Origin of the sequence: Roseibium album, assembly GCF_001404515.1 — a bacterium.
GTDB lineage: Bacteria > Pseudomonadota > Alphaproteobacteria > Rhizobiales > Stappiaceae > Roseibium > Roseibium album.
The window spans coordinates 748,910-762,974 of sequence record NZ_CXWE01000001.1; the positions used below are offsets into that span (position 1 = coordinate 748,910).

Genomic DNA, 14,065 nt, shown 5'->3' on the forward strand with positions numbered 1-14,065 from the left:
CTTGCTCCTGGCTCTGGGAAGCAGTAACGTGCAAAAACGTGCAGAGTCAAGAAAGATCGTGCAATGCTGAGTCATGAACGAAAGACCCACCTGCTATCCCTGCTTGATGAACAAGGCAGCGTTGTCGCCAAGGACGTAAGCCGTGAACTGGGTCTGTCCGAAGATACGATCAGGCGCGACCTCCGTGAGCTGGCCAGGGACGGACGCCTGAAACGCGTGCATGGCGGTGCCGTTCCGATCGCACCGGCCAATGCTCCGTTTCCGGGTCGAATCGGAATTGCCACCCCTGAAAAAGTTGAGATTGGCAAACGTGCTGCTGCGATGATCGAGCCGGGTCATGTTGTGTTTTTGGATGGCGGTACGACAGCGATTCAACTTGCGCGGCATCTGCCTCGACACCTCGATGCGACGGTCATCACGCACAGCCCCAACATCGCGATGGAACTTCTCAACCATCAAGGACTGGAAGTCGAAATTGTGGGTGGCAGGCTATTGCGTCATTCCATCGTGACAAGTGGTGCCGCGACTATCGCCTGGTTGGGTCGCTACCGCCCCGATATCTGCTTTATCGGGGCCACCGGGCTGCACCCGGATCAAGGGGTTACGACGGGAGAAAGCGAAGAGGCAGAGGTAAAACGCGCGGTTATCGAGAAATCGGGATCAGCCGTGATTTTGGCATCGTCAGAAAAGTTCGGGGCAGTTTCATCCTTCGAAGTTGCGCGTTGGACAAACATTGACGGTCTTGTTGTCGCCCAAGCAGCTTCCCGAAAAGCGGCGGAGTTGTTTGGTCATCTCGGCTGCGAAATACTTTCCACCAATCAGACCGGATCTCGGCGCTGAGCCCGACAGGCGGTCGTTCGGCTACGGCGCAGCGTCCGCCTAAATGGTCTCGGAGCAGTTATTTTGCTGCGCTTTACGCGAAGGCCGGCTTCACGTCTATGACGTGCTTTTTTAGGGTTTGTCGTCCGCGCGGGTGACAAGCCAAGAGTTATTTCAATGATAGCCAATCTTCAGGGTTACGTTCCTGGAGGGACACAATGGCAGACTGGGCAGACATTTCCCGAAGCGCAAAAAAACATGGCGACTTCGCTGGTAGGACGAAATCGGAGCAAGATGCATATTTTGAGTTTTTCGCAGGTCCGGAAAGCTCTCGGCTTCTGGCAGTCAGCTTGAAGATGTTCATGGTGTTCGCACGCGTCATCCAAGTGCACATTGAACGCGGTTTGCGTTTGCCGGTTGCCGGAGTAGCTTATACGGATCCAGCTATGAAAAAATGAACATGTCTGAGTACCTAAATTTGCCCGCAGCACGCGATGCCATTCGTCAGGTTCTCGAGGCGGATATCAAAAGCTACCTCGCGCGTGACCGTGATGCCTGGCTGGAGTGCTGGGTGAATGACTCGCGTTTTCGAAGCATCATGGAATGTGGAACGATGCAGATTGCGCACTCATTCGAAGAGTTCCGTCTGAATGTGTTCGACGCAATGGACACAGAGCCTGAACCGGTCAAAGCCGAGGTGCGGTTTGAGAACTTGGAAATTGAGATATCCAATAATGTTGCATGGGCGACTTACGAAGAAACTGTAACAAGTACGTCCAATCCACGGGCCGCACCAAATCATTCACACAACTTTCGTCTATTAGAGCATGCGAATGGGGCTTGGCGCATCCTCTTTCACGGGTGTTGGGCTGAATCTTTGCGAGACATTGAAAGCGCTGCGATTGAAGTTGCTGAAGATGGTCGTGTTCTTTGGATGAATCGTGCAGCTCAATCGGAGTTGAAGAATTTCAAGGGTCTCACTGTCAGCAATGGAACGCTCCGCGCCTCAAAGCCTTCATGGAATTCCGAACTGCGAAATGCCATCTCGGGCGCGCATAGGCTGACCGGTTTTGGCGAGTTCAATCGCGCAAAAAGTTCTGGCGGAGGCGAAGTCCAGTTTCCGGTTGTTTTGGGCGAAAATACCGATGGTGCTCTCTTGCTATGCTGGGTCAAGGTAGCCGACGGTCGTGTCTATATCCTTTTTGGGCACAACAGTGATTTATCCAAACAGATAGAAATATTGCAGGTAATCTACGCGCTCTCAAAGTCGCAGGCAGAAATTGTCAGGTTGATCGCAAATGGTCTTGAGATTGCCGAGGCAGCAGACGCTTTGGGTGTCTCGAAGAACACGGCGCGCACACATCTGAGGCGAGTCTACGAGAAGGTCGGCGTCAGAAGCCAAATTGAGCTCTTACGCCTGATCGTGGGTTTCGACACCTAAGGCAGGGCTCGGAAAGCCGCCATTCGTTCCACAAGTGGCATTGATCTCGTTTGCCTTGAAGCGGTCATTGCGACCTTCCGGATTAATGGGTCCTGACCCCCAGTCCGTATCCCGCACGGGTCTCCGCGCATATCTCGTTCATTAGCATTCTCGGCGCAATCGACAAGAACATGAGTGCAGGCCAGGGAGACATGAGCAATCTTTCCCAACTTGAAAGATCTTTTCTGCGCGAGCGTAACCTCTGTGAGGCAGAATTGCAGAACACCGGCAATCATGGCCGGTCCGGTGGCAGAATGATTTGCAAGGCATACGGTTAGGTTACAAAAAAATTAAAACGAGACTTGTTGAATATTTTCTTCAATCTGGCGCGGCCATGCGGGCAGATGCTTCTAGTAAACAGTCAAAATCCATAAATTTAATGTCATTTTATCTGTGAATTTTCCTGTTGCAGTATGCGCGCGAACTTAACCAGTCATGTCCGAGAGCAGAATGAACCTTCGGGATCTGCAATATGTTGCTGCCGTGGCGCACCACAGAAATTTCACGCGCGCCGCCCGCGCCGTCCATGTCAGCCAACCAGCGTTGTCCAACCAGATCAAGAAAATGGAACTCGAACTCGGCGTTCAGATTTTCGAGCGCACGCGAAACGATGTTCTTTTGACGGAATTTGGCGAGCAGGTCGCTGAAGTTGCGGCGGAAATAAACGGACTGGTAGACCGCATATCTGAAACGGCGCAGCACTTCAGAAAACTTGAGGCAACACCGTTTCGGCTGGGCATGACACCAACACTTGCCGCCTATCTGTCAGGCTATTTTCTGGACATGATCGCTGAGCTGTTTCCGGATCTGAGGCTAGTGATCGTCGAGGAAAAACCGACCGAGTTGTCGAGGATGGTCGAACAGATGCAGTTGGATGCAGCTCTGATCTCCCGCAACAGCCATGTCATGCTGTATGGCGGAGGCTCTGATGATGCGCTGACATTTACACCGCTCTGGTTTGAGCCTCTTTATCTCGGTATGCGGGAAGGGCATGTTCTGTCAGGCAGGAATGGTATTCGCGCAGCAGACGTTCCCGCAAAATATCTGATCCGTTTCGACATTCCATTCGGCTATGACCTTGAAAAGGATCTTCCTGCCTCGTCTTCAGATGCCGCCGAGCGGCTTGGGATCGATGTCAGGTCCGCTCGCTTCGAAACCCTGTGCCGCCACCTGGTGCATTGCGATGCATGCACAATCGTGAACGCAATTGCTGCCGAACAGTTCAAGCGCGACAATCTCGGTCTTGCCTTTGTTCCGTTTGATGGTGAGGGCAGCGTTCGCGAACTCGGAGCGATTACCCGCCGGCAATATTCCCGTTACGGTGTGGTCGCTTCGATCAGTTCCTATATTGGCGAAACGCCTCCCAAGGGCACCCATGGCGCACGGCAAGCTGTAGTGCATTCAGTGACTGAGCGTACCGCAGCGGCGATCTGATCACCTCTTTTGGGTGGCCCATGATTTTTCAAGTGCTCGTGTGCTGCGATAAACCCGGCAATCGAAATCAGTGCAGATCGTCCTCAGGTATCGCGTTTCGGCATCCGCATCTGACAGAAGTCGTCTGACGCGGATCGAACGGCGAATGCTTTCATTTTTGTTTTGCTTCACGTTTTTGCCAAAACAGGTGAACGAATAGATTCAGTCTCGAAAGGAAAAGTGGCAAGCCTCTGTAAACATGAGGATAAATAATTCTACCTGATAACACGCTCCGTGATCATTTCGTCAGGTTATGGCGTGTATTGGCATTATGAATTTCAAGAACTCAGGTGCTCACAACAGATCCATGAGTACCGGGCGCCGTCATTCAGAGGGCGTATCCGGATGACAACTCTTATGGAGATTTCCAAATGGTATCTGGGATGCTTGCCGGTATGCGGGCGCGCTTGTTGACGACGTCCACCCTGGCACAGGAAACCGCTCGTGACGGTCAATCGCTTACGAACGGTGTTTTCAATAATGTGGTCGTTGACAACACGCCCGCGTTTGTCCTCGACAATGATTTCACACGGTTCTTGAATTTTGGTCATGTGACCACGAACAATGCCGCCGCCGCGGTATCCGTTGGCGGACAGGACGCTCAGGTTTTCAATTTTCGCAATGCACGGATTGAAGCCAACAGCGGTCCGGATGCGCTTGCCACCGGAATCCAGGTAAGCGGCAGCGCCGACATCCGGAATTTCGGAGCAGTCGATGGCGAATTCAACGGCGTCCAGTTTGCCGGTGCACAATCATCAGGGCGACTGGATAACTTCAGTGGTGCGGTGATTTCGTCAGACAGCCGCGCGGTCGATATTCAGGGTCAGGGCGTCAGCGTCCGCAACTTCGGAGACATCGTCGGCACGGGCGATCAGCGGAACGGTACGATCTACACCAACAGTACCGCGGAAGACTTTTCGATCAGCAACTTCACCGGAGGAACGATCGATGCGGGCGAAGGCAACCAGGGAGCGGGCATTTCGCTTCAGGTTGGTGATGAACTCAATGACGTTGTCCAGGGCAGCATATTCAACGGGTTCGGTGGTGTCATTCAGGGCCGGGGTGATGAAGTTGCGTCCAACACGCCGCTAGCAGGCGATGGAATCCGGATTGATGACGGGGCAGATGGCGCTGTGCTGGAGACCGACATCTTCAACAGTGGCCTCATCAGCACCGAAAGCAATCAGGGTACGACGGCTGGAATCCGTATCGCGGATGGTATTGCAGCCGAGGGCCGGATCTTCAACTCCAGCACCGGCACGATCGAAGGACCGCGCAATGGTCTTTATATCGGCAATGCCGAGCACGATCTGGATGTTCAGAACTTCGGAACCATCCAGTCAGGCAGCCGCGCGGTCAATATCGACGGTTCCGGCGTCAACCTCCTCAACGGCGGCAACATTCTGGGAACGGGTGATCAACGTAACGGCACGGTCTATGCCGATGACACAGCCAGTGACTACTCCATCGGCAACCTGCCGACCGGTGTGATCGATGCTGGCGCAAACAACAATGGCGCCGGTATTTCTCTCTCCCTGTCCGCAAACGGCAACGGTGAGGTTGAAGTTGAAAACGCGGGAACCATTGCTGGTCGTGGCCAGGCATCCGCGGCTGCCGGAACCGCGGGAGACGGCATCAGGCTGGAAGGCGCCAGATTGGCTGAGGGTGGTTTTGCCACAGCGCTGTTCACCGGGTCGATCATCAACTCCGGTACTGTGACCGCTGAAAGTCAGCAAGGTACAGTCGCTGCCTTCAGAGCGGTCAACGGCGTCGATTTCCAGGGAGCGCTTGTAAATGAAGCCAGCGGTGTTTTTGCCGGCGCTCAAAATGGTGTCTATTTCGGAGCGGGTAACCATTCCGGCGGATCATTCGTCAACCAGGGGACCGTTTCCTCCGACAGCCGTGCCCTGAACATCGACGGCGTAGGCCTGGATGTTGTCAACCAGGGCGCAATCCTTGCAACTGGCACGCAGCGCAACGGCACCGTTTATGCTGACGGGACAGCGGACAACTACACCTTCACCAACCAGGGGACGGTGGACGCCAACGGCAACGACGCGTCCGGAGTTTCGTTGCAGACCGGTGATGTCGACGGCGATATTGTCTCGGCCTCGATTATCAACCAGGGAGCGATTTTCGGTGGCGGCGATGCAAGCGAAGGCAACACAATCGGTGATGGCCTGCGTCTGTTCTCCAACGTTGAAGACGCAGGGTTTGCCGGTCTTGTCGAAAACGAAGGTGTCATTGCAGGGTCCGAAGCGTCCGAGGTTGCGGCAGGCATCCGCATCGATGGCGGTCTGGACATTCTGGGAGCCATCATCAACGAAGGGGAAATCTCGGGCACCGTCAACGCGATCGATGCCCGCGAAGGCGGCTCCGTTACCATCGTCAACGACGGCGGCGTCATCAACGGCAATGTCTTGCTCGGCAACGAGGACGACATCTTTGTCGATCTCGGTCTCGTCGATGGCGTCATTAATGGCGGCGCCGGAAATGACACCCTGATCGCGGGTGAGGGCGACAACGTCCTTGTCGGTGGCCTTGGCAACGATTTCCTTGATGGTGGGGAGGGCGTCGACACGGCGGACTTTTCCGACTTGGATGTCGCTGTCAACGTGAACCTCGGCGCCAACGGCAACGGAACCGCAACGCGGGATACCGGTTTCACCGTGCGAGTGGAAAATGCGGTGGTTGCCGCGCCTGCGCAATTCGGTTCTGCGATTGCGGACGGAGCCGCATTCGCAAACCAGGCAGCCGCGGGCAATCTCTACTACAACATCCACACTTCGGACTTCCCGGGTGGTGAGATCAGGGGGCAGCTGCTGGTCGACAGCGACGTAACGGAACACGGCATCCGGACCATCGAACTCTCCGGAGGACTGGATGCTGCCCAGGAACCGGGACCGCTCTCCGACAGTGAAGCAACCGGCGAGGCAACGGTGACCATCGTCCAGAACCTGACAACGGGTGAAGTCACCTATTCCAGCGTGCTGGATGTCTCTGGCCTCAATGAAGCGGATTTGCAGACACCGATTCCGGGAGTGGTCTCCGCAATCCACCTTCACAATGCACCTGCAGGCCAGAATGGTCCTGTTGTTCAAGATACGCTTGTGGATGCCGGAGCGACACTCGATTCCGTCGAGCCGATTTCCAGCACAGGTGTTGTCGGCGAGGACGTGATCGAAAACAGTGTCGAAACGGATGTTCTCAGCTCAATCGAAAACGTCATCGGTTCCAACGACGGCGATGTCATTACCGGCAGCGGTTTCGACAACCTCCTGAACGGTGCCGGCGGTGACGATCTGCTCAAAGGTGGCGACGGTGCGGACATTTTCGCCGCAAGCCAGGGTGCCGACACGGTAACTGACTTCGAACTCGGCACCGACCGGATATCAAGCGGTGATTTCGCCGATGATTTCGATGTTGCCGAAGTTCTCTCCGGCGCGATCCAGGATGGCTCGGATGCAGTTCTGTCCTTCGGGTCGGACAGCTCACTGCGCCTGGTCAACATCGACGCGTCGCAACTGGGCGAAGACGACTTCCTCGTCTGAGCCGGTTGCCCGGGGTGGCGGTGTTCGCCTCCGCCACCCTGGAACTTTCCCGAAAAGTACTTCGACCCGAACTTAGGAAATGGAGCAAGAAATGTTCCGTAAGATCTCTCCCGTCCGCAATGCCTGGTCTTCGCTGAGTGCGGGTTTTTGGGCCATTGCCGCATTCAGCATGGCTCTCAATATTCTTGCACTTGCTGCACCCCTCTACATGTTGCAGGTCTATGACCGGGTGCTCACCAGCCAGAATATGGACACTCTGATCGCCCTTACCTTGCTGCTCGGCGGTGTTTTTGTCGTAGTCGGTTTGCTCGACTGGGTCCGTCAGCGGATGTTGAACCGTCTGGGGGCCAGATTCGAACTGAAAGTCGGCGTGTCTGTTCTGAACGCGGCAATGCAGCGGAAAATTCACGGCAGCCAGTCGGCGAGCGACAATTCGATCGAGGATGTGAACGGCTTCAGGGATTTCATTTCCGGAAGTACCTTGCTTGCGTTTTTCGATGCGCCATGGATACCGGTCTACATCGCCGTCCTTTATGTTCTCCACCCCTATCTCGGCCATCTTGGATTGGCCGGAGCGATCGTCCTGACTGTTCTGGCGCTGATCAACAATGCGCGCAGCCACGAAACGATGATGGAAGCTGCTGAAGCGCGCAGGCGTAGCGACACGCTCTACAGGGCAGGAGAGGCTAATGCCGAAATAGTCCATGCCATGGGCATGCGTGGCGACCTTGCGCAAAGATGGCGCCAGTTGCAATTTGAAGCACATCGCCTGAAAGGCAGGGTGAACGACCGCATTTCCACATTTTCGGTCGTCTCCAAAACCCTCCGGACAGGGCTTCAGTCGGCTATTCTGGGGCTCGGAGCAGCCCTTGCGATCACAGGCGAAAGCTCAGCCGGTATCATGATTGCGGCAACCATCGTGCTCGGCAGGACCCTCGCTCCGATTGACCAGTTGATCGGGCAATGGCGCAGCTTTCTGGCCGCGACGGGATCTTATGCAAAGCTGAAGAAACTTGTTCACGAGTATCCGGCCGGTCAAAGACGGCTTCAGTTGCCTCGGCCGCAGGTGTCGGTCAGCGTGGCGATCCAGAAGGCGGGTCCGCCGACGGCACAAAATGCAACCTTGTCCGATATCCGCATGAACCTGCAGGCCGGGGATGCGGTTGCGGTGATCGGGCCGAGCGCCTCCGGCAAGACGACACTGGCGAAGATGCTTGCCGGTGTCTGGACACCGCAGCGCGGCTCGATCCGGCTTGACGGCAACCCGACGGCCAAATGGGAGGCCGAGGACCTGGGCAGCCATATCGGATACCTGCCCCAGGACGTGGCGCTGTTCGACGGCACGATCAGGGAGAACATTGCCCGTTTTGCTGCTGAAATCGACGATGCTCTCGTGCTGGAAGCTGCGCTTGCCGCCGACGTGCATGACCTCGTCTCGAACTTGCCGGACGGTTATGAAACACAGATCGGCAACGGCTACTTCCTGTCGGGTGGCCAGCGTCAGCGGATCGCACTTGCCCGGGCGCTTTACGGCAATCCGTTTCTGCTGGTGCTCGACGAACCGAATTCCGATCTAGATTCAACGGGTGAGGCCGCGCTCCAGAAAGCGGTCCGCGCCACCCAGGAGCAAGGCGGTGTCGTTGTGATGATGACCCATCGTCCCAGCACCTTGCAGGTTGTTGACAAGGTTCTTGTGCTTAACCAGGGGGTCCAGACGGCCTTCGGCAGGCGCGACGAGGTCTTGCGCGACATGAAGCGAAACGTCCTTCCGGCCCGTAGCCAGAACTCGAATGAAATCACCAAGACCAATCAGGAAAGGGCAGTCCAGTGAAAGATCTGACACTTTCTTCCCAAAACCGCCATGTTTCACATCTTGAGCCCGGAAAAAGCCAGGATGAGCCCTTGCCGGAGCCGCGCATCGGCAAGCTTGTCGTGTTCGGCTTTCTCGTCGTGGCCCTGTTTTTTGGCGGAACCGCGTATTGGGCGCAACAGGCTAAGCTGGATGGTGCGGTGGTAGCCGAGGCCTCCTTCGTCGTCGATGGAAATCGGAAGACCGTGCAACACCTCGACGGCGGCATCGTCCGCGATCTGCTCGTGTCGGACGGAGACATCGTCGAGGCCGGGCAGCCGCTGGTTGTCTTCGACAGTACCGAGGCGGAAGTCGATCTGACGGTTCTGAGCAGCCAGGTCGGTGAACTGTCGGCGCGACGCGCACGTCTGCTGGCCCAGATCGGCGGAGAAGCCACGTTCCGCAGGAAAGACGTTGCCAACATGATCAAAGAGGAAATTCCCGAGGTCCTCTGGGAAAGCGCATATCTGACCCAGAAACGTGTGTTCGACACGGAGGCAAGGGCACGCATGAGCGAACAAGATGTCCTGAAACGCCGGTTAACAGCTCTCGAAGACGAGATCGGGGGACTTGAAGAACAGCGCCAGTCCAATGCGCGGCAGATCGAGATTTCCAGAAGTGAACTTGCTTCCCTTCAAACGCTGTTTGAAAAGGGGCTCGTTACCGCGGCAAGGATCAACTCCATACGCCTGGATATAGAACGTCTGGTCGGATTTGATGCGGGTTTCAGAACCGATCAGGCCCGTGCGCGAAACGAGATCGGCGAGCTTGAACTCAATGATTTCAGTGCCAAGCAGCAACGTCTTGAATCAGCTTCTGAGAACCTTGCGGCGGTTGAGGCACAGCTTGCGGCAGTGGAACCGCAGTTCAAGGGTGCCGTGGAACGGCAAAAGCGGGTGGTCGTCAGCGCCCCGGTCAACGGGACTGTCGTCAACATGGCACTTCACACGCTGGGTGGTGTGGTGCGTCCGGGAGAAGACATTCTGGAGCTGGTCCCGCTCAGTGAAGAGCTGATCGTGGAAGCGCGCATCAACATTTCGGATATTGAAAAACTTCGCGTCGGGCAGGTGTCCAGGGTCAGGCTGAGCGCATTCGACCTTCAGGACGTGCCGGAAGCGAACGGGAAGGTCTATGACATTTCGGCCGATTCCGTCACCGACGAAAGAACGGGCGATGCCTTCTATGTGGCAAAGGTGAGACTTGATGAAAATCAGCCGGCGAATGTCGCCGGTCTGGATCTGGTTCCGGGCATGCCGGCTGACCTGTTCATCACCACTGGCGAACGCACGGTCCTCAGCTACCTTGCACAGCCATTGAGCGAACGCCTGTCGCGAACCTTCATCGAGTAAATTTTGGTGACAGGAGAAGTGTGCACTTTGTCCCGGACATGACAGCGGTCAAATCAATTGGTTACGGTCATGTCTGGAGTTTCCGGTTCAATCATGCCCCGTTTTTTCTGTGAAACGCAGCGACCCTGATATCAGGGAAAGCCGTTCCGCAGGGATTGTGCCTCCTGAGCGCTCTTGCGTATCGCTGCTGCAAAGAGCGTGACATCAACGGCTGTTGCAACGAAAGTCGCTCCAAGCTCAAGGCACTTTTTCTGCATCCCGGGCTGCAAGGTGAGGATCCCGCCGGCCTTGTTGGAAGCAACAATCTTGTTCATGGCATCAAGAACGGCAATTTCGACATCCGGATGACCGGGATTGCCGATATGCCCCATGTCGGCGGCGAGGTCGGAAGGACCGATGAACACGCCGTCGACACCCTCAACGTTGAGGATGTCGTCGAGGGCAGCGATGCCCTTTCGGTTCTCGACCTGAACAAGCAGGCAGATCTCGTCCCGCGCGGTCGTCAGATAATCGGGAATGCCTGCAAAGCCTGACGCACGCGCAAGGGCGGAGCCGACGCCGCGAACACCATGCGGCGGATAGGTGACCGCGGCAACAAGTTCGCGTGCCTGCTCGGCGCCTTCCACCATGGGAACAAGGAGCGTCTGTGCACCGGCATCCAGAAGCTGCTTGATCATCCAGGTTTCGCCGATCACGGGCCTGACGACGGCATGGCTCTTGCCTGCTGCAATCACCTGCATCTGGGCAATGATGGAGCGCAGATCGTTCGGGGCATGTTCGCCGTCGATCAGGAGCCAGTCGAAGCCGGCATGGGCGCTGACCTCGGCAAGATAGGGATCTGCCAGGCCCAGCCAGCAGCCCATCTGGATATTTCCTTCTTTCAGGGCCGCCTTGAAAGGATTGTGTGGGGCAGGCATTTAAAACTCCTGTGAGATACCGTTGACCGTGTTGAAGAGATCGGGGACCGTGCGTTCAAACGATCTGCCCGGCGCCGGAAACCGCGGTTCAAGGGTGCGTGTCCGTCAATCGAATTCGCGTTGTCACGCAATGCGCCTCCAGACGTCCTTGATGACGCCGGCAGCCATCATGACGTCTTCCCGGGTCGTGTCGAACTGACCCACCTGGAAACGGATGACCTTGCGGCCCTGAAAGGCTCCCTGGGTGAGGTAGATACGTCCATCATCATTCAGCGCATCCACGAGACGTTGCTGCGTCGCGTCATCGCCCGGGCAGCGAAACGAAAACAGGCTGAGGATCGGTTCGGTCACGATTTCGAAACCCTCGAACGCGCGGATCTGCTCGCAAATTTCCCCGGACCAGACAATATGATTGCGTATTCGGGCCCTGAGACCTTCCAGCCCGTATGAGCGGATCAGGAACCAGATCTTCAATGCACGGAAACGTCTGCCGAGCGGAATGGTCCATTCCGAATAATTGGTGACCGCCTCTCCGGTGGTCTTGAGATATTCCGGTTCGATCTTCAGTGTGTTGAGCTGGGGAAGCGGATCGGACAGAAACTGAACGGAACAGTCGAATTGCGCCCCCAGCCATTTGTGCGGATTGAAGACAATACTGTCGAAGCCTTCCACGCCGTGCCAGAAATCGGCACGCAGCTCGGGACAGATCATCGCCGCCCCGGCCCAGGCTGCGTCCAGGTGCGTATAGAGATCGTGTTTCCTAGCAACGGCAAGGACGGGTTCGAGTTGGTCCGAAGCGCCCACGCCGGTGCCGCCGGTAATCGCGATGATGCCCGCCGGGATCTGCCCGTCTTCAAGATCTCTTGCAATGGCCTGCTCCAATGCATTGGCATCAAGCGCAAATCGAGGCCCGGTGGCCGGAAGTTTGACCAGGTTTTCCTGGCCGATCCCCGCGACCCAGCAGGCGCGGTCAATGGAGCTGTGCACCTGGTCCGAGCAGTAGATGCGCAGATTACCTTTGCCGGACAATCCATGCCGGTTGCCGGTGAAGCCGGTTGCGCGTTCGCGCATGGTCAGAACGGCGGAAAGAGTTGCAGAAGACGCGCTGTCTTGAATGACCCCTGTGTATGTCTCCGGAAGGTCTAGCGCCTGGCGCAGCCAGTCGACCATGACGCCTTCCATCTCGGTCGCTGCAGGTGAGGTTTGCCAGAGCATGCACTGCGCGGCGATCGTCGTGACCAGCATTTCCGCCAGCATGGAGGGTGGGGCGGCATTGGCCGGAAAATAGGCAAAGAAACGCGGATGCTGCCAATGGGTCATGCCCGGCATGACGATGGTTTCGAAATCCGCAAGAACCGTTTCCATGGCTTCGGCGTCTTCCGGTGGCGCGACTGGCAGTTGCTCCGCGATCTCGCCGGGAGCCGTTTGCGCACGAACGGGACGGTCCGCAAGCGTCTTGTGATAGTCCACTGCCCAATCGGCGATCTGTTTGCTCCACTCGGCGAACTCGTCCCAGTCCATGCGCTAATCCTTAAAGCCTGGCGATTCGGTCACGTCGATTATGCGCCAGAATCATGGCGCGACAATCGGCTGGGCGGCGAGACTGGATGCCTGGATGTCGACGCCCTCGAACAGCGAGCCTTCCTCGAACCAGCTCTTGGGGGCAGGGGCTCCCCAGAGGGTCTGGCGCTGTGGATCCTTGAGGTCCCATCTGATCGGCTCAAGGTCCGGATCCACGGTCTGATAGTCGGAGCAGTAGATCTCGATCCGGTGGCCGTCTGGATCGCGGACATAAAGGAAAAACGCATTTGAGATGCCATGCCGACCCGGCCCGCGTTCGATGTTCGAAACCCATCCCGTCGTGGACATGAGGTCGAGCAGGTCAATGATGTTGAGCGGTGTCGGCACCCAGAAGGCCGTGTGGTGCAGGCGAGGCCCACTGCCGTTGGTGAAGGCAATATCGTGGACGCCGCCCTTGCGGTGCGTCCAGGCCGCCCAGAGCCGTCCGGTTTCCTCATCTGCGGTATATTCTGTCACGCGGAAACCGAGTTCATTATAGAAGGCGACCGAGGCATCGACATTGGGCGAAAAGCAATTGAAGTGATCGATCCGCAGTGGCTTCACACCGCGATAAAGTGCGTATTGCTGGTGTATCGGCGGCAGGCGGTCCATCCTGGAATAGAATTCAAGCGGAATGCCATGTGGGTCCCGCGTGCGGAAGGTGCGCGACTGGTAAGGCCGGTCCACCCATTCGACCGGAAGTCCCTTGCCTTCAAAAAAATGCACTGCCTTGTCGAGATCATCTTCGTCAAACACCTTGAACCCAAGATCACGGGCGCAGGGTTCATCTGATTTCCGCAGGACGATACAGTGGTGCCCGCGTTCTTCCATTGCACGCAGATAAATCGCTTCCGGGCTCTCGTCAGTAACCTGCAGTCCGAGCGTATCCACATAAAACGCCCGGCTTTTCGAAAGATCCGTCACTGCCAGTTCCACATGGCTGAGCCGGACGATGTTGAATGGCGGATAAAGATTGGGTGCGGGAATCGGCATGTCTTCGTCCTGTTGGTCATGAGTTGCCGGAAGGCCGGCGGTGTCTGTTGCGCTTGAAGTCCGGAAACTTTCAG

General features: G+C 56.6%; 10 protein-coding genes. 7 read left to right on the forward strand and 3 right to left on the reverse strand.

What is annotated here, in order from left to right:
- Nucleotides 1–63: 63 nt before the first annotated feature.
- The 7 genes from LA5095_RS03435 to LA5095_RS03465 all read left to right on the forward strand — a co-directional run bounded on the left by LA5095_RS03435 (nt 64) and on the right by LA5095_RS03465 (nt 10,521).
- The gene (locus tag LA5095_RS03435; RefSeq protein WP_082442749.1) at nt 64–840 is read left to right on the forward strand and encodes a DeoR/GlpR family DNA-binding transcription regulator; all 777 of its coding nucleotides are present in this window, start codon (nt 64–66) and stop codon (nt 838–840) included.
- Nucleotides 841–1,037: 197 nt separating this feature from the next.
- Complete coding sequence (locus LA5095_RS03440; protein ID WP_055111929.1) at nt 1,038–1,277, forward strand: hypothetical protein; 240 nt, start codon at nt 1,038–1,040, stop codon at nt 1,275–1,277.
- A 2-nt stretch (nt 1,278–1,279) separates the two neighbouring features.
- Nucleotides 1,280–2,260 (forward strand): LuxR C-terminal-related transcriptional regulator, encoded by a 981-nt coding sequence (locus LA5095_RS03445; RefSeq protein WP_158510330.1) that lies wholly within the window; start codon nt 1,280–1,282, stop codon nt 2,258–2,260.
- Between the two features lie 489 nt (nt 2,261–2,749).
- On the forward strand, nt 2,750–3,733 hold the full coding sequence (locus LA5095_RS03450) for a LysR family transcriptional regulator (protein WP_158510331.1): 984 nt from the start codon (nt 2,750–2,752) through the stop codon (nt 3,731–3,733).
- A 410-nt stretch (nt 3,734–4,143) separates the two neighbouring features.
- Nucleotides 4,144–7,323 (forward strand): beta strand repeat-containing protein, encoded by a 3,180-nt coding sequence (locus tag LA5095_RS03455; protein WP_082442750.1) that lies wholly within the window; start codon nt 4,144–4,146, stop codon nt 7,321–7,323.
- Nucleotides 7,324–7,414: 91 nt separating this feature from the next.
- Nucleotides 7,415–9,154 carry a type I secretion system permease/ATPase gene (locus LA5095_RS03460; protein WP_158510332.1) on the forward strand — a complete coding sequence of 580 codons (1,740 nt, stop codon included), beginning with the start codon at nt 7,415–7,417 and terminating at the stop codon, nt 9,152–9,154.
- Entirely contained in the window at nt 9,151–10,521 is a 1,371-nt protein-coding gene (locus tag LA5095_RS03465) for an HlyD family type I secretion periplasmic adaptor subunit (RefSeq protein ID WP_055111939.1), read from the forward strand. Before LA5095_RS03460 ends, LA5095_RS03465 begins: the two co-directional genes overlap by 4 nt.
- 131 nt (nt 10,522–10,652) lie before the next feature.
- On the opposite strand, the gene LA5095_RS03470 is transcribed toward LA5095_RS03465, so the two are convergent.
- The 3 genes from LA5095_RS03470 to hpaD all read right to left on the reverse strand — a co-directional run bounded on the left by LA5095_RS03470 (nt 10,653) and on the right by hpaD (nt 13,991).
- The gene (locus LA5095_RS03470; RefSeq protein WP_055111941.1) at nt 10,653–11,438 is read right to left on the reverse strand and encodes an aldolase/citrate lyase family protein; all 786 of its coding nucleotides are present in this window, start codon (nt 11,436–11,438) and stop codon (nt 10,653–10,655) included.
- A gap of 123 nt (nt 11,439–11,561) precedes the next feature.
- Nucleotides 11,562–12,959, reverse strand: coding sequence for a pyridoxal phosphate-dependent decarboxylase family protein (locus LA5095_RS03475; protein ID WP_055111943.1), 1,398 nt, complete (start codon nt 12,957–12,959; stop codon nt 11,562–11,564).
- Between the two features lie 51 nt (nt 12,960–13,010).
- Nucleotides 13,011–13,991: a 3,4-dihydroxyphenylacetate 2,3-dioxygenase gene (gene hpaD / locus LA5095_RS03480; protein ID WP_055111945.1), complete on the reverse strand. Its 981-nt coding sequence runs from the start codon at nt 13,989–13,991 to the stop codon at nt 13,011–13,013.
- Nucleotides 13,992–14,065: the final 74 nt, after the last annotated feature.